Genomic DNA, 24722 nt, shown 5'->3' with positions numbered 1-24722 from the left:
GATGAACTTTCGACGCTCCGCTCTTCGGGCCATGTTTATTCGTCACGAGAAGGTGCGATTCAGCGGCCGTCCGGCGGCGATCGCCGCTGCTGCCGCTTTCGCCATTGCGTTGCTCGGCGGTGCCGGGGGCAATGCGCTTGCCGCGCCGGCTCGTGCCACGAGCGCGCCGGATACCGCTTCCGCTGGCAGTTCCACTACCGCTGTCGTTGCCGTCGCCGCGGGCGCGCAGTACACGGTACATGCGGGGCAGTCGCTCAACGATGTCGCGATCGCTATTACGCAGTCGCATGACCGCGCGGTTCTCGCGCGCGCGACGCGCGCATTGTTCGACACGAATCCGGCTGCGTTCATGAATCACGATCCGAGCCGCATGCGTGTGGGCGCGGTGTTGATCGTGCCGGCGCTCGATGCGTCGGGGGCATTGGCGGCTTCGTCGACGGGGGCTGCGGGGGGGGCGTCGGAGTCGACGGCGGCTGCGCCCGCTTCCGCGTCGACGGCGGCGCCGGCCGAGGCTGCGGCCAGCATGGCGAGTGCGGCCCGCGCCGCAGTTCAAGCGACGACGCCAGCCGCATCCGAGGTCTCTGGCGCGGCCAGCGCGGCGGTATCGACTGGCGCGGCGGCGGGCGGCTTGGCTTCGTCCGCGCCAGTGGCCGGTTCGGCGCCTGCGGCGGCGAGTGGCACGCAGGAATGGACCGGATCGATTCAACCGGCGGCGAGCGCGCCTGCTGGACAAGCGCCGTCGGCGGCAACCGCGGCGGCACCTGCGGCCGCAGCCGCGCAGGCGGCTTCGCAGCCCCGTCAGAAAGTGTCGAGTCTGCAGCAACTGCTGGCGCTGAAAAACCGTGTGCTAATGGAATTGCAGAAGCACGGTATCGGCGGGGCGCCCGTCGCTTCGAGCCCGAAGCCGACGAGCGCTGCGCAGCCGGCAGCGGCAGGTTCGGCGGCGACAGTACCCGTGGCGCCGCAGCACGCGAATGCGGCGACGTCGCCGTCGAATGAGGGCGGCCTGTCTCAGCGCAATTTGAGCATCGCGGCGGCGGTGGGCGCGGCATTGGTCGTTCTGCTCGCTGCTCTGCGCATGGGGCGCCGCAAGCGCGAAAAGGAGGCTGCGGCGCGGGCTCCCGAGGCGACTGATGCCACGGTGGCGGGATCGGCGCGTGACGGCGATTCGCGCGATGGCAGCGCGGTGGCAGGGCAGACAGCGGTCGCGGAAGCATCGGACGCGCAAGATCAGGAGCTTGCACGGCAAGCTGCTGCGGCGGCAGCGGCGGAGCATGCAGCAGCGGAGCGTGAGGCAGCCGAACGGGAAGCGGAAGAAAGTGCAGCGGCAGAACGTGCAGCAGCCGAGCAAGCCGCCGCCGAAAGAGCCGCAGCCGAACAGGTCGAACGGGAGCGAGCAGCAGCCGAGGAACATGCCGAGGCGGAACGCGCAGCAGCGGAACGCGCAGCAGCGGAACAAGCAGCAGCCGAACAAGCAGCAGCACGCGTCGCCGCCGAACATGCAGAAGCGGAACGCACAGCGGCAGAACGCATCGCATCCGAGCGCGCCGCAGAGGAACAGGCGGCACTGCAAGCAGGCACGCTATCCAGCGGAAGCGAGCCGTCAACCGAACCACCATCGGACGCACCCGCCCCCGACGAGACGCTGCGCTCCGCGGGCACAGCCGCCAATCTGGCCGCCGCGGCAGAACTCGGCGCCGACGCGTTGCCGCTAGGACCGCTCGAACCGACCATCGGCGCGACGCAGGACGAGAACGCGCATCACGTGCAATGGGACGAGGAATCCACAGAAAGCCCGACCGCACCGCACACCGCGACGGCCAAACCGCAGTCCCCTTTGAACGTTCCACCCCCAGTGATCGATTTCACGCAACACCAGACTGAACCGCGCGCCACGTCGCTCGGTCAGCCGTTCAGCGACATCCCCGTGCCGGTGCAACCCGCGGCGTCCGCGCCGACCGACTTCCCGCGCGACGCCGTCGACGCATTCGGCAGCCTGAACATGCCGCTGCCGCCCCGCATCGAAGTGCCCACCGTCGGCGAAGCAGCGCCTTCCACGTCGCTGTCGACGCAACCGGTTGCATCGCCCGACACGACCGCGCAGCAGGCCTTCGGCGTCCACGGCGCTGACGACGACACGCCGCACGTCGCCGACCAGATCGCCGCCGGCACGGCGGGTCACGGCGCCGTTGCGGGTCTCGGCGCGGCTGGCTTCGGCGCGCTGAAGCTCGACTTCGACCTCGAACTGCCGCCGAGTCCGGCCCAGCCGCTGCCGGCCTTCACGCCGGCCGATCTCGCCCGCATCGCGCGCAACAAGCTGGAGTTGGCCTCCGAGTACATCGAGCTCGGCGATCTGGGGGGCGCCCGCGCGCTGATCAACGAAGTGATCGAAGCGAACGATCCGGCCACGCGCACCGAAGCTCGCGCGTTGCTTTCGACACTCGCACCGCTGTCGTGAAGCGCATCGCATTAGGCGTGCAGTACGACGGCGCGGCGTTCGCTGGATGGCAATCGCAGCCGCATGGCAACACGGTTCAGGACGAGCTCGAACGGGCGCTGCGCGAATTCACGCGCACGCCCGTGCACACGGTGGTCGCCGGCCGCACCGACCGCGGCGTGCATGGCTTGGGCCAGGTCGTACATTTCGACACCGAACTCGATCGCGTCGACATCTCCTGGGTGCGCGGCCCGAACGCATTTCTGCCGAAGACGATCGGCGTGCAATGGGCCAAGCCGATGCCCGACGATTTTCACGCGCGATTTTCGGCATTCGAGCGGACCTATTACTACGTGCTGTACGTCAGTCCGGTTCGCTCGCCAATGCTCACGACGCGCGCCGGCTGGGTGCACACGCCACTCGACGTCGACGCGATGCGCTCGGCCGCCGAGCACCTGATCGGCGAGCACGACTTTTCGGCGTTTCGTTCGTCGCAATGTCAGTCGAAGACGCCGTTCAAGCATCTGTACCAGATCGACGTCAAACGACAGGGTAACTTCGTGCATTTCCGCTTTCGCGCGAACGCGTTCCTGCATCACATGGTGCGCAACGTCATGGGCTGTCTGATCGAAATCGGCAGCGGCCGCCGCCCGGCCGCGTGGATGGCCGACGTGCTTGCGAGCCGTAGCCGCGACTGCGCGGCGCCGACCTTCATGCCCGACGGCCTGTATCTCGCGCAAGTGGGCTATCCTGAGCAATTCGGCGTGCCCGACCCGGCGACGGGCAGCGTGCCGTGGAGCAGCGTATGGACCGAGCAACCCGAAACATGAAAGCAGCCGAGACCCACGCCAACAAGGCCGACGCCACCGCCTTGCAAAGCGTGCCGCATCGCACGCGCATCAAGCTGTGCGGACTGTCCAAGCCCGCCGACATCGCACACGCGATCGACCTCGGTGCCGACGCGATCGGCCTCGTGTTCTATCCGCCGAGCGCGCGCTCGGTGAGCGTCGCCCAAGCGGTCGAACTCGTGCACGATGTGCCGCCGTTCGTGTCGGTCGTCGGCCTGTTCGTCAACGCAACGCCGGACTGGGTCCAAGAGGTCGCGAGCAATGTGAACCTGACAATGTTGCAGTTCCACGGTGACGAGACGCCGGACCAGTGCGAGACGCTCGCCGGCGTTGCGGGTTTGCCTTGGTTGCGTGCGCTGCGGGTCGCGGCGGATACTCGATCGGCCGATTTGGTAAAATCGGCGTTCAACTATTCAGCAGCCAGTGGTCTTCTGTTCGACACTCATGTCGAAGGCTACGGCGGCGGCGGGAAGGTTTTCGATTGGTCACTTATTCCAGCAGAGCTCGCGCATCGGGCCGTTTTGAGTGGTGGGTTGAACACGCAAAACGTCAGTGATGCGATCCATCGCGTGCGCCCGTACGCGGTCGATGTCTCGAGCGGCATCGAAGTGCCGGGCGCCCGGGGCGTGAAAGATCACGCCCGGATGGCGGCGTTCGTGCGCGCGGTGCGCGCCGCGGACGCTGAATGATTCAGGCTCGCGGGCGCTTTCCGATGAAAGCCGCGAGCCGTTCTGAGAAGAGTGATCACCATGTACAACTTGCCTGACGAAAGAGGCCACTTCGGCCAGTTTGGCGGCGTGTTCGTAGCCGAAACGCTGTTTTCCGCACTCGACGAGCTGCGCGAAGCGTACGAGAAATATCAGAAAGACCCGGAATTCGTCGCCGAATACGAGCGCGAACTGAAGTACTTCGTGGGTCGCCCGTCGCCGATTTATCACGCACAGCGCTGGAGCGAATTGCTCGGCGGCGCGCAGGTTTATCTGAAGCGTGAAGACCTGAATCACACCGGCGCACACAAAATCAACAACGTAATCGGCCAGGCGCTGCTCGCCAAGCGCATGGGCAAACCGCGCGTCATCGCGGAAACCGGTGCCGGTCAGCACGGCGTGGCCACGGCGACGATCTGCGCGCGCTTCGGTATGGAGTGCGTGGTCTACATGGGCGCCGAGGACGTACGCCGTCAGGCCGCCAACGTGTACCGCATGAAGTTGCTCGGCGCGACCGTCGTGCCGGTCGAATCGGGTTCGCGCACGCTGAAGGACGCGCTGAACGAAGCGATGCGCGACTGGGTCACCAACGTCGAAAACACGTTCTACATCATCGGCACGGTCGCGGGTCCGCATCCGTATCCGATGATGGTGCGCGATTTCCAGCGTGTGATCGGCGACGAATGCCGCGTGCAAATGCCCGAACTCGCCGGTCGCCAGCCGGATGCGGTCATTGCGTGTGTCGGCGGCGGTTCGAATGCAATGGGTATCTTTTACCCATATATCGACGACAAATCAGTGCAGTTGATCGGAGTCGAAGCGGCCGGCGACGGCATCGAAACGGGTCGCCACGCGGCTTCGCTGATCGGCGGCAGCCCCGGGGTGTTGCACGGCAACCGTACCTATCTGCTGCAGGATGAAGACGGCCAGATCATCGAGACGCATTCGGTATCGGCAGGCCTCGACTATCCGGGCGTCGGTCCCGAGCACGCGTGGCTAAAAGAGAGCAACCGCGCGCAATATGTTGGCATCACCGACGAAGAAGCACTGAAGGCGTTCCACGACTGCTGCCGCATCGAGGGTATTATTCCCGCGCTGGAGTCGAGCCACGCGCTCGCGTATGCCACGAAGCTCGCGCCGACCTTGTCGAAAGACAAGATTCTGCTGGTCAACCTGTCGGGCCGCGGCGACAAGGACATGCACACGGTCGCCGAGCGATCGGGTATCCAGTTCTGAGCCGCGACGATGCGTGACGAGTTCGACGAGCCGCAGCCGGCGATTGAAACCACGAATCCGGCCGCCGAAGTACCGGCGGCCGCGGCATCTGCACCGCTGCTTGCGCAAGTGCCGGCTGGCATTCAGCTGTTGAACCGCGATTTTCTGACCGATGTAGCGAACATTCCCGACGGGTCGATCGACCTGATCGTCTGCGATCCGCCTTATGGGCTTGGGAAGGACTATGGCAACGACTCGGACATGCGCACTGGCGAGGAATTTCTCGTCTGGACGCGTGGCTGGCTCGAGCTGGCTGTCCCGAAGCTCAAGTCGTCAGGTTCGCTCTACATTTTCTGCACCTGGCAATACGCACCGGAAATCTTCAGTTTCCTGAAGACGAAACTCGTGATGGTCAACGAAATCATCTGGGACCGGCGTGTGCCGAGTATGGGCGGCACCACGCGCCGCTTTACGTCGGTGCACGACAACATCGGTTTTTTCGCGGTGTCGAAGGACTATTTCTTCGATCTCGATCCCGTCCGCATCCCATACGATGCAGTCACGAAGAAGGCGCGTTCGCGAAAGTTGTTCGAAGGAAGCAAGTGGTTGGAGCTTGGCTATAATCCGAAGGATGTCTGGTCGGTCTCGCGTCTGCATCGGCAGCATGCGGAGCGCGTCGCGCATCCGACCCAGAAACCTCTGGAAATCGTCGAGCGAATGGTGTTGTCCAGTTGTCCGAAGGGCGGCCGAGTGCTCGACCCGTTCATGGGCAGCGGCACCACCGCAGTCGCTTGCGTCCGTCATCAGCGCGAATTCGTCGGCTATGAGATCAACGAGAGCTATTGCGCGATAGCGCGCGAGCGCGTCAGCGCCGCTGCCACGCCTGCAGCGCCGCGTCGGACTCGAGCGAAGCCGAAAGTGCAGTCGTCGACCGAACTGCAGTGAAAGCGCGCGATACGCCGCTAGTTTCGCCTAAAGGCGCGCGGCGATGAGCGCGCGGTAGCCCTAATTCGAGAATACTTCCATGTCCCGTATCAAGAACACGTTTGCCGCGCTGTCCGCCCAAGGGAAGAAAGGCTTGATCCCGTTCATGACCGCTGGCGATCCGGACCCGGCTCGCACGGTCGAATTCATGCACGCGCTCGCCGCCGGCGGTGCCGATGTGATCGAACTCGGCGTGCCGTTTTCCGACCCGATGGCCGACGGCCCGGTGATCCAGCAGTCGTCCGAACGCGCGCTCGCGAAGGGTGTGTCCCTGCGCCACGTGCTGGCCGACGTCAAACGCTTCCGCGAAAGTGACGACAAAACCCCTGTTGTGCTGATGGGCTACGCGAACCCGATCGAGCGGCTGGGCGCCGAGGCCTTCGCGAAAGCCGCGAAAGAAGCCGGTGTCGATGGCGTGCTGGTGGTCGATTATCCGCCCGAAGAATGCGCTAACTTCGCCGAACAGATGCAATCCGCCGGTATCGATCCGATCTTTTTGCTCGCGCCGACCTCAACCGACGAACGTATCGCCGAAGTCGGCCGAATCGCCAGCGGCTACGTCTACTATGTGTCGCTGAAAGGGGTCACCGGCGCCGCAAATCTGGACGTTTCCAGCATCGCGAGTAAAATCCCGGCCATCAAGTCGCGCGTCCCCCTGCCAGTGGGCGTCGGTTTCGGCATTCGCGACGCGCAAACGGCGCGTGCGGTGGGCGAGGTGGCCGATGCCGTCGTAATCGGCAGCCGTATCGTTCAATTGCTCGAACAGGCAGCCCCTGACGCAGCTGCCGAGACGCTCAAGCGTTTCGTTGCAGAAGTGCGCGAGGCGCTCGATAGCGTCGCGACTGCCCGATAACAGTTATTTTTGTCGCGGTAACGTGAGCGGCGGGCTCGTCCCGCCGTTTGCGCGACTGCTGACCCAGAAGGATTCCCTATGAGCTGGCTCGATAAGCTGCTGCCGCCAAAAATCAAACAAACCGACCCGAAGAACCGCAAGGGAATTCCGGAAGGCCTGTGGATCAAGTGCCCGTCGTGCGAAGCCGTGCTGTATCGCAACGACGTCGAGGCCAATCTGCATGTTTGCCCGAAGTGCGACCATCACATGCGCATCGGCGCGCGTGAGCGGCTCGACAGCCTGCTCGATCCGGAAGGCCGCTACGAAATCGGCCAGGAAATCGTTCCGGTCGACGCGCTGAAGTTCAAGGACAGCCGCAAGTACCCCGAGCGCATCAAAGAGGCGATGGACGAAACGGACGAGACCGATGCAATGGTCGTGATGGGCGGCGCGATTCACACGCTGCCGGTCGTCGTGGCGAACTTCGAGTTCTCGTTCATGGGCGGCTCGATGGGCTCGGTGGTCGGCGAGCGTTTCGCGCGCGGCGCGCAGAACGCGCTCGAACAGAAAGTGCCGTTCATCTGCGTCACCGCTTCGGGCGGTGCGCGGATGCAGGAAAGCCTGCTGTCGCTGATGCAAATGGCGAAGACCACCGCGATGCTCACGAAGCTGGCCGAAGCCAAGCTGCCGTTCATCTCGGTGCTGACCGACCCGACGATGGGCGGCGTGTCCGCGAGTTTTGCGTTCCTCGGGGACGTCGTGATCGCCGAGCCCAAGGCGCTGATCGGCTTTGCCGGCCCGCGCGTGATTGAGCAGACGGTGCGCGAGAAACTGCCGGAAGGGTTCCAACGCGCCGAGTTCCTGCTGCAAAAGGGCGCGATCGACATGATCGTCGATCGTCGCAAGCTGCGCGAAGAGATCGCGCAACTGCTGGCGCTGTTGAGCCATCAGCCGGCGGACGCGGTCGCGTAAGAACCGGGTACCGAAGCAAAAATAGCGCGCCGTGCGAGCAATCAAGCGGCGCGCTGTCATTTCCGGGATAATTACGGTCGCCTGCGATCCCGTGGCGCGGTTTATGCGCACAAACCCGATCTCCACCGATGACCGGCGACCCGCGATCCGGACGGCAACCGCCTGACCGCACCTTCGCAGCACTGCAGAACCGAACTACCGCGACTCACTCAAGATTCACCCGATGACGACATTCCCTACCCTCGACGCGTGGCTCACGCACCTTGAATCCGCGCATCCGGTCGGCATCGACATGGGTTTGAGCCGCATCTCCCAGGTACGCGATGCGATGCAGCTGTCGTTCGCGTGCCCGATCATTACGGTCGGCGGCACGAACGGCAAAGGGTCGACCTGCGCGATTCTCGAAGCAATTCTGCTGCGCGCGGGCTATACGGTCGGTTGCCACACGTCGCCGCATCTGCTTTCGTTCAACGAGCGCGCGCGCATCAACGGCGCAATGGCGAGCGACGCAGATCTGCTGCCGCACTTCGAAGCGGTCGAAGCCGCGCGCCAGAGCCTGGCGAAACCGGTCTCGCTGACCTACTTCGAATTCACGACGCTGGCGATCATGAGCCTGTTCGCGTCGCGCGGCCTCGACGCGGTGATTTTCGAGGTCGGCCTCGGCGGCCGTCTCGACGCGGTCAATATCCTCGATACCGACTGCGCGATCATCACGAGCATCGACATCGATCACACCGACTATCTCGGTGATACACGCGAGAAAATCGCCTTCGAAAAGGCCGGTATCTTCCGTCCCGGCAAGCCGGCGATCTGCGCGGACCCGGTGCCGCCGCAATCGCTGATCGATCACGCGGAAAAGATCGGCGCGCAATTGTGGCTGTTCGGCCGCGACTTCCGTTACGAAGGCCAGGCCGGCAGTGAGCGCCAGCAGTGGAGCTACGTCGGCCCGACGCTGCGCCGCTCGGCGCTCGCCTATCCGTCGCTGCGCGGTGCGAATCAGCTTATCAACACGTCGGCGGCGCTGGCCGGGCTCGAAGCGTTGCGCGACCGTCTGCCAGTGTCGGCGCAGGACATTCGGCTCGGCATCGCCAACGTCGATCTGCCGGGCCGCTTCCAGGTGCTGCCGGGCAAGCCGTCCATTGTGCTCGACGTCGGCCACAACCCGCATGCCGCCGCGGTGCTCGGGCAGAATCTCGGCAACATGGGCTTTTTCCCGTACACGTACGCGGTGTTCGGTGCGATGCGCGACAAGGACATCGCCGGCGTGCTCAGTCATCTGAAAGGGGAGATCGATCACTGGTGCGTGACCGATCTGCCAACCCCGCGGGCCGCCTCCGCGCTAGAACTGGAAACCGCATTGCGCGAGCTGGGCGTGGAAGACAGCGCCGACAGCAGCGTCACGCGTTACGCGACGCCGGCAGAGGCTTTCCAGGACGCGCTAAAACGTGCTTCAGAGAATGATAGAATCGTGGTTTTCGGCAGTTTCTATACGGTAGCGGGTGTGATGGCCTACCGGAAATCGCAGCAACACTGAGCGGGCGCCAGGCTCGAACCAAGCGATTCATGGGAATTTTCTCGTTCGGCAAGAAAGACGACGCGCCCAGCCGGCGCGGCGCAAACACCAGTTCCAATCGGGCCGCCCGGGGTGAGCGCGTCGAGCGGCGTACCCGCCGCACCGAGCGCACCGTCGATGCAGACGCAATGCTGCTCGACCCCACGCTGCCGGAAAAGCAGCGCGCGCGCCGCCGGCTCGTCGGCGCAATCGCACTGGTCGTCGCGGCGGTAATCATTCTGCCGATGGTGCTGGATTCGCACCCGAAGCCCGTCACCGACGACATCTCAATCGACATTCCTAGCCGGCCCTCGCCGAGGCTCTCCAGGTCCACCGCCAACGAAGACGTGCAAGCCGGCGTCGCGCCGGACAATCCGCCGGCCGCCGACAGCGGCATCGCCGCGTCCGGCCTTGCGCCGGCAGCGACCGCGGCATCCGCCGCGACTACGGCGGCGGCCCCGGCCTCCGCCGCGAAACCAGCGCAATCGACTCAATCGACTCAATCGACTCAATCGACTCAATCGACCGCAGCGAAACAGGGCACGACCTCGTCCGTCGCAACCGGCAGCGTTACCGCCGCGACACCGAAGCCCGCCAAACAGACGAAAGCACCCGCCGCCGCACCGTCGGCATCGACCGACGACGACGCGAACCCAGCCACCGCCAGCGCCGACGCGAATTCCGGCACGCCGGCCTCGCCGCCGGGCAACCGTTTCGCGGTGCAGCTCGGCGCGTTCTCGAACGAAGCGAATGCGCGCAATTGGGCCGCGAAGTTGAAAGCGGCGGGCGTGCCCACATATACCGAGCATAGGAAGCAAGCCGACGGTTCGACGCTGACCTTGCTGCGTGCGGGCCCGTTCGCCGACCGTGCCGCGGCCACCGCCGCTGTCGCGAAGGTCCGCGAGGCGGGCCTCGTGTCGGGCTCGAACGGCGGCGGCGCACAGTAAGCGAGCGATGTTCACTGCCTTCGACTACGCTGTAATGGCGGTGATCGGTTTGTCGGCGCTGCGAGGCGCCTGGCGCGGTTTGCTGTCGGAAGTGTTTGGTTTGATCGGCTGGGTCGCGGCGTTTTTCGTCGCCTGCGAGTTCGTCGGCTATGTGGTCCCGTATATCCCGTCCACCTGGCCGGGCGGCGCGTTGACGCAGTGGCTGCTGGCTTTTTCGCTCGTGGTGATCGGCGTAGTGCTGGTCACGAGCGTGGTGAGCGCGCTGCTCAGCCGCCTCGTGCAGGTCACGGGACTGGGCGGTGCGGACCGCTCGCTCGGTTTGATGTTCGGCCTCGTCCGCGGGGTCGTTCTGGTGCTGATTCTGGTCGCCCTCGCAGGCTTGACCGAACTGCCCAAAGAGGAATTCTGGCGCAATGCGCTGCTTCGTCCGTATGCTGTTGCGGGCGTCCGCGCAATGAAACCGCTGCTCCCCGAGGCGCTCGCCGCTTACGTCCATGTGGACGATCTGGGCGCCCCGAGCAACGCGCAACAGGACTCCGGCGCATACCGGCTGCCTTGACGGCGTAGCGCGTCCCGTCGCATCGAAGCGCGGGCGCGAGCATAGGCACCGGTCGCCATCACGAATTTTGTACCTTTGAAGGACATGCCATGTGCGGCATCGTAGGCGTAGTTTCCCACTCCCCGGTCAACCAGCTGATCTATGACAGCCTGCTGCTGCTGCAGCATCGCGGTCAGGACGCCGCCGGCATCGCGACGGCGAACGGCAGCAATTTCCACATGCACAAGGCCAACGGCATGGTGCGCGACGTGTTCCGCACGCGCAACATGCGTAGCCTGCCGGGCACGACCGGCATCGGCCAGGTCCGTTACCCGACCGCCGGTTCGGCGTCGAGCGAAGAAGAGGCGCAGCCGTTCTACGTGAACGCGCCGTTCGGCATCATCCTCGCGCACAACGGCAACCTGACCAACTGGCAGCAGCTGAAAGATGAGATGTTCCGCATCGATCGCCGCCACGTGAACACCAATTCCGATACCGAAGTGCTGCTCAACGTGTTCGCGCACGAGCTGCAACTGTCGAGTTCGGGTCTGCAACTCGATCCGGCCGCGCTGTTCAAGGCGGTAGCGGGCGTGCATCGGCGGGTGCGCGGTTCGTATGCGATCGTCGCGCTGATCGCCGGTTATGGTCTGCTCGGCGTCCGCGATCCGTTCGGTATTCGTCCGCTGTGCCTCGGCAAGCTGGAAACGCCTGAAGGCGTCGAGTGGATGCTGGCGTCGGAATCGGTGGCGATCGAAGGCATTGGTTTCGAATTCGTGCGCGACGTGCAGCCGGGCGAAGCGGTTTTCATCGATGCAGAAGGCCAGCTGCATTCGCAACAGTGCGCGACGGCTCCGAGCCTGAACCCCTGCATCTTCGAACTCGTGTATCTGGCGCGTCCGGATTCGGTGCTCGACGGCGTGCCGGTCTACAACGTGCGCCTGCGCATGGGTGACTACCTCGCCGAGAAGATCAAGCGCGAACTGCCCGACGTTGCGATCGACGTCGTGATGCCGATTCCCGACTCGTCGCGCCCGGCCGCGATGCAAGTCGCGAAGAAGCTCGGCGTCGAGTATCGCGAGGGCTTCTTCAAGAACCGCTATGTAGGCCGTACCTTCATCATGCCGGGCCAGGCGGTGCGCAAGAAGTCGGTGCGCCAGAAGCTGAACGCGATGAACATCGAATTCAAGGGCAAGAACGTGCTGATCGTCGACGACTCGATCGTGCGCGGCACGACGTCGCATGAAATCGTGCAGATGGCGCGCGATGCGGGCGCGAACAAGGTGATTTTCGCGTCGGCGGCGCCGCCGGTGAAATTCCCGAACGTCTACGGCATCGATATGCCGACGCGCGGCGAACTGGTCGCGCACGGCCGCTCGGACGAGGAAGTCGCGCGCATGATCGGCGCGGATCACCTCGTGTATCAGGACGTCGACGCGCTGAAGCAGGCGGTGCGCGATATCAATCCGGCGCTGAGGGCGTTCGAGGCTTCGTGCTTCGACGGCAACTACGTGACCGGCGATATCACGACCGAGTACCTCGACCGCATCGAAAGCGCGCGTCTCGCGCCGTCGTCGCAATCGGATCGCGATGCCGCGAGCGAAGCGATCGACGGTGGTGGCCCGGCGCGTTCGCAGCTGCATCTGCAACTGTCGGTGGGTTGAGCGTACACACCGCGCCCCTCCCCACACGAAGCCCGCTTATGCCGACGCAAAAGCGGGCTTTTTTGTTGCTGCCTCATTTAGCCACCAAAGCCGCGACGGACTCCTGGAGACCAGACCCAACATGGACGACTCCCTGAACCTCGACTTCGACACGCTGGCCGTCCGCTCGGGCACCGCGCGAAGCAACTTCAACGAGCACTCGGAAGCGATCTTCCTGACCTCGAGCTTCGTATTCGCGAGCGCCGCGGAAGCCGCCGAGCGCTTCAAGAACTCCGAAGACTATTTCACGTACTCGCGCTTCTCGAATCCGACCGTCTCGATGTTCCAGGACCGGCTGGCCGCGCTCGAGGGCGGCGAGGCCTGTATCGCGACCGCGTCGGGCATGGCCGCGATCATGTCGGTCGTGATGTCGATGTTGCAAGCGGGTGATCACCTCGTCAGCTCGCGGGCGCTGTTCGGCTCGACACTAGGCATGTTCTCGCAGATCTTCAGCAAGTTCGGCATCACGACTACGTTCGTCGATCCGACCGATTTGAACGCGTGGAACGAAGCGGTGCGTCCCGAAACGAAGATGTTTTTCCTCGAGACGCCTTCCAACCCGCTGACCGAGGTTTCGGATATCGAAGCGATCGGCAGGATCGCGAAAGCCGCGAATGCGTTGTTCGTCGTCGATAACTGCTTCTGCAGCCCGGCGTTGCAGCAGCCGCTGAAACTGGGCGCGGATGTCGTCATGCATTCGGCGACCAAGTTCCTCGACGGCCAGGGCCGCGTGCTCGGCGGCGCGCTGGTCGGTTCGAAGCAATTCATCATGGAAAAGGTGTTTCCGTTCGTGCGCAGCGCCGGGCCGACGCTGTCCGCGTTCAACGCGTGGGTGCTGTTGAAAGGCATGGAAACGCTGTCGTTGCGCGTCGAAAAGCAGTCAGCGAACGCGCTCGAAATCGCGCGCTGGCTCGAGTCGCATCCGGCAATCAATCGCGTGTTCTATCCGGGGCTCGAATCGCATCCACAGCATGCGCTCGCGATGCGTCAGCAGAAGTCGGGCGGCGCGATCGTGTCGTTCGAATTGAAGGGCGACACGCCCGAGCAGATGCGCGCGAACGCATGGCGCGTGATCGACGGCACGAAGGTCTGTTCGATCACCGGCAACCTGGGCGACACGCGTACGACGATCACGCATCCGGCGACGACCACGCACGGCCGCATCACGCCCGAAGCGCGCGCGGCGGCGGGCATCAGCGAAGGTCTGATCCGGCTTGCGGTGGGGCTTGAAAACGCGGGCGATATCCGTGCGGATCTGCGGCGTGGATTAGAACGCTGACAGTACCTTCGCCGCCCTCAGTGCCGCAACGCGCGCCACTGTCCGGGCGCGAGCCCAAAACGCCGCGTAAATGCGTGCGTGTAAGCGCTCTGATCGGCAAAGCCGATGTCAAGCGCGATATCGGTCAACGAAAGACGCGGGTCCGCGAGCAGCGTGATCGACGTGTCGAGCCGCAGCCGCTGCAAATAGCGATGCGGCGTCTCGCCGAACGCATCGATAAACAGTTGATGAAAACGCCGCATGCCGAAGCCGCAGTGCGCGGCGAGGTCCGCGATCTTCAGCGGCTCGGACAGATGCGCGCGCAGCCAGCGGTCGATGCGCGCGAAATCGAGCCTAACGCCTTCGCTCTGCGCACCGGCGAGTGCCCCGGAATCGACGACGAGCGCGGCGCCCAGACGTGCCGCGGCATCCCAATGGAAGCGACGGTGACCGACGGCATTATCTTGCGCTTCACCCGCGCCGCCCGCCGCATGCGCGGCAATCGTGTGCACGAGCTGTGCGAGCGATGGATCGACGGCCACGGCTCGCGCGCGCTCGAACAGCCGCTCGGGCACCGCCAGCGACGTCGCGGGCAAATCGAGTACGAGCTGACGGTTCGTGCCGACGCCCGAGTAATCGTGCCGCGCGCCGGCCGGGATCAGCCATGCGGAGCCGGCGTCGATCTGCTCCGCGACGCCGTCCACCGCCATCACCATCGCACCGTCGAGTCCCAGCACGACCTGATGGAAGTCGTGCACGTCCGACGCTTCGATCGCGCCGTAGCAGCGCAGCGAAACGTTAGGGGCGGTGACGGCGGCGTGGCTCATGGCAATACTTGGGTCTAGCTCAGACCGCGAGCAGTTCGACTTCGAACACGAGCGTCGCGTTCGGCGGGATCACGCCGCCCGCGCCGCGCACGCCGTAGCCGAGTTGCGGCGGAATGGTCAGCTTGCGCTTGCCGCCGACCTTCATGCCTTGCACGCCTTCGTCCCAGCCCTTGATGACCATGCCGCCGCCCAGCACGAACGCGAACGGGTCATTGCGGTCCTTGCTCGAATCGAACTTCTGGCCGTCGGTCAGCCAGCCCGTGTAGTGCACGGTCACGCTCTTGCCGGCGACGGCTTCGGCGCCGGTGCCTTCCACGAGGTCTTCGTACTTCAGGCCGGATTCGGTCGTCATAGTCGACATGCGTTGCTCCTCAGATCAAAAACGTAAAACCGACATTGTAGGCGCGTTGACGCCGATCGCCGAATCTTGTCCGGTTTCGCGCATGGCATGCGGATTGCGTCGCGTCTCGCGGTTCGGCCTCCACTGGTCGGTCCGAACGGGATGCCTATAATGAGGCTTCCCCCCATCATCCAGCACTGCCTGAGAGGACTCGATCGTGACTACGTCACCCACCGGGACTGCTGGCGCCCAGCCGGCGTCGGCCGGCTTCGTCATCTCCGAACGCAGCGCGCTGCTGCGCGCGGAAACCGCGTTGTTCATGCGCGATCATGTGCTGTCGCTGGTGTCGCACGACCTGCGCGGTCCGTTGAATGCGATTCATAGCTGGGCTTACGTGCTCGAGCGCAAGCTCGACGCGAACGATCCCAACTCGCAGCGCGCGATCACCGGCATTCGCAGCGGCGTCGATCAGCAGGTGAAGCTGCTCGAGACGATCGTCGATACGACGCGCGCCGAAACCAAATCGCTCGCGCTCACGTATGAGCCTTTTCCGCTGCATCCGCTGCTTGCCGAAACCGTCGAGGAAGTCCGCGCCGGCCTCGCCCGCGCGCGCGGCGTCGACGTGCGGCTCGACTCGCAGATCGCCACCGAGCAACTGAACGGCGACCGCGCTCGTCTTGCCGCCGCGCTGTGGCTGATGCTGACGTTCGCCGTCGAAGCGAGCGCGCGGGGCGCCGAGGTCGCACTGGCCGCGCGCGCGGACAACGGCACATGGCATGCGAGCGTCACGTACGAGCCGAACGAGGCCGCGTTGAACGACGCCGCGCTGCCGCACGTGCTCGAAGCGTTCGCGCGCAAGCAGGCGGGCGAGCCGCGCGAGGCGAAGCGCATCGCGTGGGTGTTCGCGTTGTGCAAGCGCGTCGCGGAGGCGCACGGCGGCAGCTTCGAGCAAAGCGATTCGACGGAAGCGGGCAGCGTTACCGCGACGCCCGCTACGCTCGTGCTGCGCGTGCCGTTCAGCGCGGCGGTGCCGAAATGAGCGTCGCACGCGAATGCGTTTGCGCACAATAAAGATTTCATTGAGCTTTCAGCCCCTATACTGACAACTTTTGTTGCCGGAGCCCGTCGCTTTGATACAGGTTGTCGCCCTCATCGGTGCAATGTTTCTGGTTGCACTCAACGGCTTTTTCGTCGCAGCCGAATTCGGTCTGGTCAAACTGCGGCAGACCCGCGTGCAAAGCCTCGCCGCCCAGCATGGCATGCGCGGCCGTCTGCTCGCGAAGGTGCACGGACAGCTCGACGCCTATCTGTCGGCCTGTCAGCTCGGCATCACGCTCGCGTCGCTCGGGCTCGGCTGGATCGGCGAACCGGCTTTCGCGCAACTGCTGATGCCGCTTTTCTCGTTGATCGGCGTCGAGTCCGAGAAGCTGATCCACGGCATTTCGCTGTTCTTCGCGTTTTCGTGCATTTCGTTCCTGCATATCGTGGTCGGCGAGCTCGCGCCGAAATCTCTGGCGATCCGCGAGGCGGAGAAAATTTCCCTATGGGCCGCCACACCGCTGTACGCGTTCTACTGGGCGATGTACCCGGCCATCTGGCTGCTCAACACGAGCGCGAACGCGGTGCTGAAGGCCGCGGGCCTCGATACCGACCACGGCCACGACTCGCATTACTCGACCGAGGAACTCAAGCTGATCCTGCGCGGCCGCCGCGCGAACGTCGCGAGCGAACTCGGTTCGTCGAGCGGCGCGTACAGCCAGGACGAATGGAACACGATCGCGCACTCGCTCGACTTCTCGCGTATGACCGTATCCGACCTGATGCGGCCGTCGCATGAAATGGTCTGTCTGCGGCGCGATCTGCCGCTGCGCGACAACATGCAGGTGGTCGCGCGGCACCGCTTCAGCCGCTATCCGCTGTTCGAGGATGCCGCGGGCGAGCGCGTGGCCGGCATGATCCATCTGAAGGATCTGCTGCTCGCGCGCCAGGCGGGCAGCACGCTCGAAGACCTGTCGCGCTACGTGCGCCCCGTGCAGTACGTGAAGCCGGACATGCCGGCGCTGGAACTGTTCCGGCGCTTTCGCAAAGGTGCGCCGCACTTCGCGCTGGTCGGCCACAAGAACGAGAAGCCGATCGGCTTCCTGACGCTCGACAACCTGCTCGGCGCGCTGGTCGGACAGATCCACGACGAGTTCCGTCAGGGCGACGCCGACTGGACCCGCATGGACGACGGCACGCTGATGGGCAAGGGCAGCTTGCCGGTGGTGTCGCTCGAACGGGCGCTGGGTATCGACATCGATGAGGGCAAGGCCGAGTCCGTGGGCGGCCTCGTGATCCAGGCGCTCAACGATCTGCCCGGCGAAGGGCAGCGCGTCGAGTTCGAAGACTTCGACGTGGTGGTCAAGAAGATGAAGGGACCGCGCATCGTGCTGGTGCGCGTGTATCCGAAGGTGTTCGACGACGAGGGCGGTTGAAGGCCCGAGCCGACCCGCAGCCTCAACCCGGTTCATCCGCCTCAGCTTCGAGGCACTCCATCCTCCACCAACACCGCGACCGGCATCGCGGCGAGCGCGTCGCGCAGATACAGCAGCCCGTGATCGTCGACTTTCGGCGCCGCGGGGCTCAGCCAGTCGAACAGCGCGCGCGCCGACAGATCGGGCGGCATCTCGATGGCCGTATCCGCCCATTGCGCCGGTTCGACGAGCGGCAGATCGCCTTCGTCGCCAAGCAGGCCCGCGGCCAACCGGCTGGCGATCACTACGGCCCACGCATTGCCATGGCGCCGCGCGAACGCGATCACATTCGACGCATGCACGCCGCGCACCGTGAGCGGCAAATACGTGCCCTGACTCAGCAGCTCCGGCAGATGCGCGCGCAGCGCCAGCACGCGCTGGATCATCGCGAGCTTCACGCGCCCGTCGCGCCAGTCCGCGAGGAATTCCGACGGCGGCGTTTGCGGCTGAGGCAGCCATGCCTCGCGTTTCGCGAAATCGACGGGCCGCCGATTGTCCGGATCGACAAGGCTGAAGTCCCACAGCTCGGTGCCTTGGTAAAGATCGGGGATTCCTGGTGACGCGAGACGCAGCACCGTCTGCTGCAGACTGTTGAGCGCGCCCGCGCGACCGATTCGCTCGACGAACGCAGACAGTTCCTTCAGGAACGCGTCGCGCCGCTGCGGCGCGAGGATGCCGAACAGAAACTCGCGGCAGCCGGCTTCGTAGGCTTCGTCGGGGGCGAGCCAGCTGGTTTGCAGCTTCGCCTCGCGCAGCTCCTTCAACTGCCATTGCGCGACGCGTTCGGCCAGCTCCTTGACGCCGGCTTCGTCGTCGGCACGCAGATCGGGCGGCCAACAGCCCACCAGCGTCTGGTACAGCATATCCTCGGCGGCGGGGCCGGGAGCCCATGCGTCGCTCTTGTCCTGGCTCACACTGCTGATCGGCGTGCCGTCGAGCGCGCGACGCTGCGGCGCGTTCAACGTCGACCATGCACGCAGCGTCGCGCCCCATTCGTCGGCGATCTCGCTCAACACCGCGAGCCGCGCTCGCACGTCTTCACCGCGCTTGTGATCGTGCGTGGCGGTCGCCAGCATCGCATGCGGAAAACGTTGCGCGCGCTCGAGATTGCCCGCATGAAACTGCTCGACCGACAGCGCGAACTCGCCGGGATCCGAGCCCACTTCGTTGCGCGACAGCAGACGCCCGTAGCGATAGCAGGCGGTGTCCTCGATCGCTTTGGCGGCGAGCGGCGCGGTCAGCTGCGAAAACAGCGTTTGCGCGCTGCGCCGGGACGATCCCGCGTGCGGCGGCGGCCCGCCGCCTTGCGCCTGCTGCTGCGACTGCGCGCCGGGCCGCGCGGGCGGCCCCTCTTCGGCGCTGCCGCCGAGCCACGCATTCACGCGCTCGAGCGTCGCGTCGTCCGAGCGCGGCAGCGAAGCGCGCGCGCCGGCGAGCGCCTGCTCGAAATAGACGTTGTCGGCGGCGCTGCGCAGTCCGCCCAGCGGATACATGCGGTACACGGGGAAATGCACGACCAGTTCGGTCAGCACGCGGCGCAGCGCCGGGTACGTGAAGTCGCGCGTGCTCAGCGAATCGCGTGCGATCCGATGCAGCGCGCGCGCCGCGCGGTCCAGTTCCGCCGAGAAGTTTTCCGCGAGAATCTTGCGCCGTGCCGCGTGCGCTTCATCGGCGAAGCGCGCGCTGCGGCCGGTCAGCTCGGCCCAGGTGTTGGCGAGCGGTTCTGCGCCGGCCGGATCGTGCAGCAGCGCGCCGACGTCGCTCATGAAGTCGTAGCCGGTCGTGCCGTCGACGGGCCAGTCGTCGCGCAACGGCTCGCCGCGGCCGAGAATTTTCTCGACCACCACGTACGGCGCGGTGTCGCGCAACTCGCTGAGCCGCTGGCGCAAACGCTGGCAGTATTCGCGCGGCTCGGCGAGCCCGTCGATATGATCGATCCGCAAGCCGTCGATGAGCCCTTCGCGGTAGAGGCGAAAGATCAGCGCATGCACCGCCTCGAACACCTCGGGCCGCTCGACGCGCACGGCGGCGAGCGTGGAGATGTCGAAGAAGCGCCGCCAGTTCACTTCGTCGGAGGCGGTGCGCCACCACGCGAGCCGGAAATGCTGCCGCTCGATCAGCCGATGCAGCCGGTCGCGCGTGACCGGATCTTGCGGCGAGTAAGTCTCCAGCACGAACTCGATCGCCGACGCGCCTTCGCGCGCGACGAACTCGCGCAGCGCGTCGCGCGCCTCGGCGGCGCGCGGCTGATCGGCGGGCTGCGTCGTGAGTCCGTGAAAGCGATTGGCGAGCGCGCTCAGATCGGCGCGGTCGGCGCCTTGCAGGATCGCCGCGTAATCGACCGGGCAGACCGGGAACACGTGCGGACCGTAGCCGATATAAAAGCGTCCGCTGTCAGCGGCGAAATGCAGCGCGATGCGGCCCGCCACCAGTTCATCGCCGTACGACGCGCCGAGCGTCGGCAGCAGCACCTTGCCGCGCAGCGCGGGATCGGGCGAATGCCAGTCGACGTCGAAATGACGCGCAAACGCGCTGTGGCGTCCCCATTCGAGGATGTCGAGCCACCACGCGTTGCTCGAACCGCCGACGCCCATATGATTCGGCACGATGTCGGCGATGAGCCCCATGTCGTGCGCGCGCAGCTTGTCGACGAGGCGCCTCAAGCCCGCCTCGCCGCCGTATTCGGCGCTGACCTGGGTGTAGTCGACGGTGTCGTAGCCGTGCATCGAGCCGGGCTCGGCCGTCGTGATCGGCGACGCGTACAGATGGCTGATGCCGAGCGCGGCGAAATATTCGACGTGGCGCGCGGCGTCGTCGAACGTGAAGCCCCGATGGAACTGGAGGCGCAGTGTGGAGCGTGGGACGGTCATGGCGTGTCGGGCTCCGCGGAAGTGTTCGGTGAAGGCGCGGCGGCGCGGCGGGCGCCGTCGACGGCCAGCAGTCGGTCGGTGAATACAGGGTCGTCGAACATCGCGTCGACGGGCAGCGTCATGCGGCGGCGCCAGTTCGGATGTTCGTCGATCGAGCCCGGCAGGTTCGGCTGCTCGGCAAGCGCGAGCAGGTCTTCGAGCGGGAACGTGACGAGCGGCCCGGGCGTCGCGGCGACGAATGCGAGCGCTTCGTCGACTGGCGGGTTGTCGGCGTCCGGCGGCGCGACGTCGGGCGCGGCCACGCCCGCTCGCTGAAACGCGCGCCACAAGTCGGCGCGCTGCTGCGCGCGCTCTTCGAGCGCCGCTTCTTCGGGGTCGCGGCCGTCGGCGCGCGCCATCGTCTGGCCGATGCGATTGCGCCACATGATGTCGCTGCCGCGCCACCAGCCGGCAACGGTCGGCAAATCGTGCGTGGTCGTCGTGCCGACCGCGTAGCGGTCCCAATCGGCGGGCGCCTTGAAACCGTGGCCATCTGGCGCGCCTTCGAACCACAGCACGCGAATCCCTTCGATGCCGTGCTCGTCGAGCCGCTCGCGAAAACCGGACGGCACGGTGCCGAGATCCTCGCCGATCACGATCGCGCGATGCCGCCACGATTCGAGCGCGATCAGCCGCAGCAGGTCTTCGAGCGGATAGCGCAGATACGCGCCGTTGCGCGCGCTTTCGCCTTCGGGCACGAGCCACAGGCGCCGCAAGCCGAGAATGTGATCGATGCGGATGCCGCCCGCATGCGCGAACGCCGCGCGCAGCATGTCGATGAACGCGGCGAAGCCTTGCGTGCGCATCGCGCGCGGCGAAAAGGTGGTGAGTCCCCACGACTGGCCGGCCTGGTTGAACAGATCGGGCGGCGCGCCGACCGACACGCCCTGAAGCATGTCGTCGGGGTAGGACCATGCATGGCTGCCGGCGCTGTCGCAACCCACCGCGAGATCGGCGATCAGGCCGACCGCCATGCCGGCTTCGCGCGCGGTGTGCTGCGCGTGCAACAGGCCGCGCGAGGCCAGCCATTGCAGGAACAGATGAAAGTCGACCTCGTTGCGATGCGCGGCGGCGAACGCGTCGACTTCGGGGCTGCGCGGGTCGCGCAACGCGTCGGGCCAGTTGCGCCAATGGCCGTCGCCGCCTTGCGCGAGTTGCGCGGCTTGCAGAGCTTCGAAGCGCGCGTGATCTTCGAGCGCGCGCCCCGCGCGTTCGCAGAAGCCGTGAAATTCGAGTGCGCGGGGCGAGTGCTGCGGGCGCTCGTGCGCGTTGAACTGTTCGTACAGCGCGCGCAATACCGCGAGTTTCAACGCTGTCGCGTGCGGCCAGTCGATCAGCGGCAGATCTTCGTATTTCGACGATGCGTTGCCGGCCCGCGCCGATGCCGATGCGCACGCGTGGGCGCCGAACACCGCGGCCGGATCGATATGCGTGACGTTGAGCCACAAACGCGACGACGGTGCGTATGGGCTGAAGCGCTCGGGCTGCGCGCTGAACATCGCGTGGGTCGGACTGACGGCGAGTGCGTGCGCGCCGCGCTGCGCGCCGTGCCGTGCAAGCTGCGCGAGCGCCGTGTAATCGCCGATGCCGCCATCGCCGACGCGACGCAAGCCATACAGCTGCGCGGCGATGCCCCACAGGGGCGGCATGGGCGGCACGCCCTCGCGTTCGCCATCGCCTTCGCCGCCGTGCAGCGTGCGCCACGCGTCGGCGACGGTGTAGCAGCGCGGCGGCGCGACCGCGAGCGTCATGCGCTGGTCGTTGATCACGAGCGTGTGATAGCCGGCTTCGTCGATCGGCGCGAGCAGCGCTCCCTCGCCTTTCGGCGCGGTGAAGCGGCCGTCGATGATCGCGCCGCTCTCCAACTCGATCCGGTAATGGCTGCCCGACTTGACCGCGGCCGCCGGCAGCGCGATGCCACGCCCGATCACCGCGGTCATCAGCGGCGGTAGCCGTCGGCCCGATAGTTCGGCCTCCAGAGCAGCGGCGCTGTGGCGGATATCGGTGGCATTGCCGCACGGCAGACCCATGCGTTCGAGCAGCGTGCCAAGCGTCTTCTCGGGCACGTGCTGCGCGTTGTGGTGCGCGTCCTGCCACTCCACCTCGAAGCCTGCACGGGTGGCGAGCGCGACGAGCCGGTCGTTGGGGCGTCGGGTCGTCACGCGCGCTGCTCCTCGTGCGATGCGATGCGCGCATCGTGGCGGCTGGCGAATTCGTTGATGTCGCCGGTCAGCCATGCGATGCACGCGTCAGCGGGCAATAGCCGCGCGTCGGCCTGCTCGCGCGCGCGTGGTGGCGTTTCGAAAATGATCTTGCCGGCGGGGATGTCGTCGAACGCGACGCTCTGTTTCGACAGATTCAGCGCGATCGATAGCGTCTCGCCATCGCCGAGTTTCCAGCGCGCGACTAGCGCGTTCGCGTCGCCGCCACCTGCGTCGCGCAGCACGGTCGCGCCGCACGCCTTCGTATGTTTCAGGCGCGGCGTGATCAGCTTCGCGCGCACCGCGAGCGCTGACTTGTAGTAATGCATCCAGTCGAGCCGATCCGGTGTCGGCTTCGCATCGGGCGCGGGCGGCGACGACGCGGCGAAGGTCTGGGCATCGTTCGGATCGGGAATCTGCGCGCGGCTTTTCTCGTCGCTGAACGCGGCGAAGCGCGCGAATTCACGGCGTCGCCCTTCGCGCACCGCGTCGGCGAGATCGCCGGTGTAATCGGTGAAAAACAGGAACGGTTGCGTCGAGCCGTATTCTTCGTCCATGAACAGCAGCGGAATTTGCGGCGACAGCAACAGCAACGCGGTCGCGGCGCGCAGCGCGTCATCCGAAGTCAGCTTGCGTAGACGTTCGCCGAACGCACGGTTGCCGATCTGATCGTGGTTCTGCAAAAACATCACGAACGACGTCGGCGGCAGATGCGCACTCGCTTCGCCACGCGGTGCACCATCGTGCAGCGGCGACGGCTCGCCCTGATACGCGAAGCCTTCGGACAACACACGCGCGAGCCGGCGAATCGGTTCGTTCGCATACGCGTGGTAATAGCCTTCGGTTTCGCCGGTCAGCAGCACGTGCAGCGTGTTGTGCGCGTCGTCGTTCCATTGCGCGTCGAAATGCGCGTCGAGCAGGCTCGCGCTGTTGTGCTCGTTTTCGAGCACCAGATGCACATGGCGGCCATGCTGCACGCGCGCGCGGATATGGTCCGACAGCTCGCGCAGCCACGCGGGGTTGTCGATCGCATGCACCGCGTCGAAGCGCAGGCCGTCGAAGCGGTACTCGTTGATCCAGTAGACCGCGTTGTCGGTGAAGAAGTCGCTGACTTCGCTGCGCTCGAAGTCGATCGCGGGGCCCCATGGCGTCTTTACGCCCGCGCGGAAAAACGGCTCCGCGTAAGTATGCAGATAGTTGCCGTCGGGTCCGAAGTGGTTGTAGACGACGTCGAGAAACACCATCAGGCCGATACCATGTGCGGCGTCGATCAGCGCCTTCAGTCCTTCAGGGCGGCCGTACGCGGAGTCGGGCGCATACGGCAGCACGCCGTCGTAACCCCAGTTGTGACGGCCGGGAAAGTCGTTCAACGGCATCAGTTCGATTGCGGTGACGCCGAGCGCGGCGAACTCGGGCAGACGTTTTTGCACGCCCGCATAGCCGCCCATTGCACCGACGTGCAATTCGTACAGTACCGTTTCTTCCCAGGGCCGGCCGTGCCATTCGGTGTGTTCCCAATGGTAGGCGCGCGGATCGATGACCTCGCTCGGGCCATGCACGTCCCGCGGCTGGAATCGCGAGGCGGGATCGGGCACTGTCTGCTTGCCGTCGAGCTGGAACCGATACAGCGTGCCCGCACCGCTCTCCACGGTGGTCTCGAACCAGCCGTTGCCGGTCGGCGCCATGTCGTGCGTGCCTTGCGCGTGGTCGCTTTCGATGACCACCTGCACGCTGTTGCACGACGGTGCCCAGAAACGGAACCGCGTGCGCGGTCGCGCGCCGCTCGCGCCGATCAACTGCGCGCTGAACGGCAGACAGTGCGCGTGATGATGCGTGTGAGGATCAATCGGACTATCGGACATGTCTTCACCATTCGAATCTGCAAACGCGCCTGGCTAGCAAGGTGACGCAACGCAAGCATTGCGTCGCAACATTCTTGCCA

19 protein-coding genes are annotated in these 24722 nt (G+C 65.6%); 14 read left to right on the top strand and 5 right to left on the bottom strand.

All coding sequences use genetic code 11. The features are described 5' to 3' along the window. Position 1 precedes the first annotated feature (1 nt). From AB3X89_RS16060 to AB3X89_RS16005, 12 genes are all read left to right on the top strand, one after another. On the top strand, positions 2-2458 hold the full coding sequence (locus tag AB3X89_RS16060; protein WP_368584169.1) for a FimV/HubP family polar landmark protein: 2457 nt from the start codon (positions 2-4) through the stop codon (positions 2456-2458). Continuing rightward, complete coding sequence (truA, locus tag AB3X89_RS16055) at positions 2455-3267, top strand: tRNA pseudouridine(38-40) synthase TruA (protein WP_176123359.1); 813 nt, start codon at positions 2455-2457, stop codon at positions 3265-3267. Before AB3X89_RS16060 ends, truA begins: the two co-directional genes overlap by 4 nt. Then, complete coding sequence (locus AB3X89_RS16050; RefSeq protein WP_368584168.1) at positions 3264-3974, top strand: phosphoribosylanthranilate isomerase; 711 nt, start codon at positions 3264-3266, stop codon at positions 3972-3974. Before truA ends, AB3X89_RS16050 begins: the two co-directional genes overlap by 4 nt. A gap of 60 nt (positions 3975-4034) precedes the next feature. Then, entirely contained in the window at positions 4035-5228 is a 1194-nt protein-coding gene (gene trpB / locus AB3X89_RS16045; protein ID WP_013092943.1) for a tryptophan synthase subunit beta, read from the top strand. Positions 5229-5237: 9 nt separating this feature from the next. Further along, positions 5238-6152, top strand: a complete 915-nt coding sequence (locus tag AB3X89_RS16040) for a site-specific DNA-methyltransferase (protein WP_368584167.1) — start codon at positions 5238-5240, stop codon at positions 6150-6152. Between the two features lie 79 nt (positions 6153-6231). Then, positions 6232-7044 carry a tryptophan synthase subunit alpha gene (trpA, locus tag AB3X89_RS16035; RefSeq protein ID WP_368584166.1) on the top strand — a complete coding sequence of 271 codons (813 nt, stop codon included), beginning with the start codon at positions 6232-6234 and terminating at the stop codon, positions 7042-7044. Positions 7045-7122: 78 nt separating this feature from the next. Beyond that, positions 7123-7995: an acetyl-CoA carboxylase, carboxyltransferase subunit beta gene (accD, locus tag AB3X89_RS16030; protein WP_176378872.1), complete on the top strand. Its 873-nt coding sequence runs from the start codon at positions 7123-7125 to the stop codon at positions 7993-7995. Positions 7996-8218: 223 nt separating this feature from the next. After that, on the top strand, positions 8219-9529 hold the full coding sequence (gene folC, locus AB3X89_RS16025) for a bifunctional tetrahydrofolate synthase/dihydrofolate synthase (RefSeq protein WP_368584165.1): 1311 nt from the start codon (positions 8219-8221) through the stop codon (positions 9527-9529). A gap of 29 nt (positions 9530-9558) precedes the next feature. Next, on the top strand, positions 9559-10494 hold the full coding sequence (locus tag AB3X89_RS16020; protein ID WP_368584164.1) for an SPOR domain-containing protein: 936 nt from the start codon (positions 9559-9561) through the stop codon (positions 10492-10494). 7 nt (positions 10495-10501) lie between these two features. After that, positions 10502-11053, top strand: coding sequence for a CvpA family protein (locus AB3X89_RS16015; RefSeq protein ID WP_368584163.1), 552 nt, complete (start codon positions 10502-10504; stop codon positions 11051-11053). A gap of 89 nt (positions 11054-11142) precedes the next feature. Then, positions 11143-12693, top strand: coding sequence for an amidophosphoribosyltransferase (gene purF, locus AB3X89_RS16010; protein ID WP_368584162.1), 1551 nt, complete (start codon positions 11143-11145; stop codon positions 12691-12693). Between the two features lie 121 nt (positions 12694-12814). Beyond that, the gene (locus tag AB3X89_RS16005) at positions 12815-14011 is read left to right on the top strand and encodes an O-succinylhomoserine sulfhydrylase (RefSeq protein ID WP_368584161.1); all 1197 of its coding nucleotides are present in this window, start codon (positions 12815-12817) and stop codon (positions 14009-14011) included. Positions 14012-14028: 17 nt separating this feature from the next. Here the strand turns inward: AB3X89_RS16005 and AB3X89_RS16000 are convergent, their stop codons facing one another. Further along, positions 14029-14817 carry a helix-turn-helix domain-containing protein gene (locus AB3X89_RS16000; RefSeq protein WP_368584160.1) on the bottom strand — a complete coding sequence of 263 codons (789 nt, stop codon included), beginning with the start codon at positions 14815-14817 and terminating at the stop codon, positions 14029-14031. 19 nt (positions 14818-14836) lie between these two features. Next, positions 14837-15178: an FKBP-type peptidyl-prolyl cis-trans isomerase gene (locus AB3X89_RS15995; RefSeq protein WP_368584159.1), complete on the bottom strand. Its 342-nt coding sequence runs from the start codon at positions 15176-15178 to the stop codon at positions 14837-14839. Between the two features lie 196 nt (positions 15179-15374). On the opposite strand from AB3X89_RS15995, the gene AB3X89_RS15990 reads away from it, so the two are divergent. Then, on the top strand, positions 15375-16196 hold the full coding sequence (locus AB3X89_RS15990) for a sensor histidine kinase (protein ID WP_368584158.1): 822 nt from the start codon (positions 15375-15377) through the stop codon (positions 16194-16196). Positions 16197-16287: 91 nt separating this feature from the next. Continuing rightward, positions 16288-17631, top strand: coding sequence for a hemolysin family protein (locus AB3X89_RS15985; RefSeq protein ID WP_368584157.1), 1344 nt, complete (start codon positions 16288-16290; stop codon positions 17629-17631). 41 nt (positions 17632-17672) lie between these two features. On the opposite strand, the gene treY is transcribed toward AB3X89_RS15985, so the two are convergent. The 3 genes from treY to treZ are packed head-to-tail and all read right to left on the bottom strand — an operon-like array spanning position 17673 to position 24642. Further along, complete coding sequence (gene treY, locus AB3X89_RS15980) at positions 17673-20540, bottom strand: malto-oligosyltrehalose synthase (protein ID WP_368584156.1); 2868 nt, start codon at positions 20538-20540, stop codon at positions 17673-17675. Next, the gene (gene malQ / locus AB3X89_RS15975; protein ID WP_368584155.1) at positions 20537-22741 is read right to left on the bottom strand and encodes a 4-alpha-glucanotransferase; all 2205 of its coding nucleotides are present in this window, start codon (positions 22739-22741) and stop codon (positions 20537-20539) included. Before malQ ends, treY begins: the two co-directional genes overlap by 4 nt. Next, a complete protein-coding gene (treZ, locus tag AB3X89_RS15970; RefSeq protein ID WP_368584154.1) occupies positions 22738-24642 on the bottom strand; it encodes a malto-oligosyltrehalose trehalohydrolase in 1905 nt (634 codons plus the stop codon). Before treZ ends, malQ begins: the two co-directional genes overlap by 4 nt. Between the last annotated feature and the right edge of the window lie 80 nt (positions 24643-24722).

The sequence above is a fragment of the Paraburkholderia sp. BR14320 genome (genome assembly GCF_040948665.1).
GTDB lineage: Bacteria > Pseudomonadota > Gammaproteobacteria > Burkholderiales > Burkholderiaceae > Paraburkholderia > Paraburkholderia youngii.
The sequence above is the reverse complement of the archived record's forward strand: the minus strand, read 5'-3'. Positions and strand labels throughout refer to the sequence as shown.

Excerpts from the sequence above, each read along its gene's own strand:
- AB3X89_RS16015 (WP_368584163.1), top strand. The coding sequence starts at position 10,502 with ATGTTCACTGCCTTCGACTACGCTGTAATGGCGGTGATCGGTTTGTCG.
- AB3X89_RS16060 (WP_368584169.1), top strand. The coding sequence starts at position 2 with ATGAACTTTCGACGCTCCGCTCTTCGGGCCATGTTTATTCGTCACGAG.
- AB3X89_RS16040 (WP_368584167.1), top strand. The coding sequence starts at position 5,238 with ATGCGTGACGAGTTCGACGAGCCGCAGCCGGCGATTGAAACCACGAAT.
- trpB (WP_013092943.1), top strand. The coding sequence starts at position 4,035 with ATGTACAACTTGCCTGACGAAAGAGGCCACTTCGGCCAGTTTGGCGGC.
- AB3X89_RS15995 (WP_368584159.1), bottom strand. The coding sequence starts at position 15,178 with ATGTCGACTATGACGACCGAATCCGGCCTGAAGTACGAAGACCTCGTG.
- treZ (WP_368584154.1), bottom strand. The coding sequence starts at position 24,642 with ATGTCCGATAGTCCGATTGATCCTCACACGCATCATCACGCGCACTGT.
- accD (WP_176378872.1), top strand. The coding sequence starts at position 7,123 with ATGAGCTGGCTCGATAAGCTGCTGCCGCCAAAAATCAAACAAACCGAC.
- folC (WP_368584165.1), top strand. The coding sequence starts at position 8,219 with ATGACGACATTCCCTACCCTCGACGCGTGGCTCACGCACCTTGAATCC.
- AB3X89_RS16005 (WP_368584161.1), top strand. The coding sequence starts at position 12,815 with ATGGACGACTCCCTGAACCTCGACTTCGACACGCTGGCCGTCCGCTCG.
- AB3X89_RS16050 (WP_368584168.1), top strand. The coding sequence starts at position 3,264 with ATGAAAGCAGCCGAGACCCACGCCAACAAGGCCGACGCCACCGCCTTG.
- AB3X89_RS16000 (WP_368584160.1), bottom strand. The coding sequence starts at position 14,817 with ATGAGCCACGCCGCCGTCACCGCCCCTAACGTTTCGCTGCGCTGCTAC.
- AB3X89_RS16020 (WP_368584164.1), top strand. The coding sequence starts at position 9,559 with ATGGGAATTTTCTCGTTCGGCAAGAAAGACGACGCGCCCAGCCGGCGC.
- trpA (WP_368584166.1), top strand. The coding sequence starts at position 6,232 with ATGTCCCGTATCAAGAACACGTTTGCCGCGCTGTCCGCCCAAGGGAAG.
- treY (WP_368584156.1), bottom strand. The coding sequence starts at position 20,540 with ATGACCGTCCCACGCTCCACACTGCGCCTCCAGTTCCATCGGGGCTTC.
- purF (WP_368584162.1), top strand. The coding sequence starts at position 11,143 with ATGTGCGGCATCGTAGGCGTAGTTTCCCACTCCCCGGTCAACCAGCTG.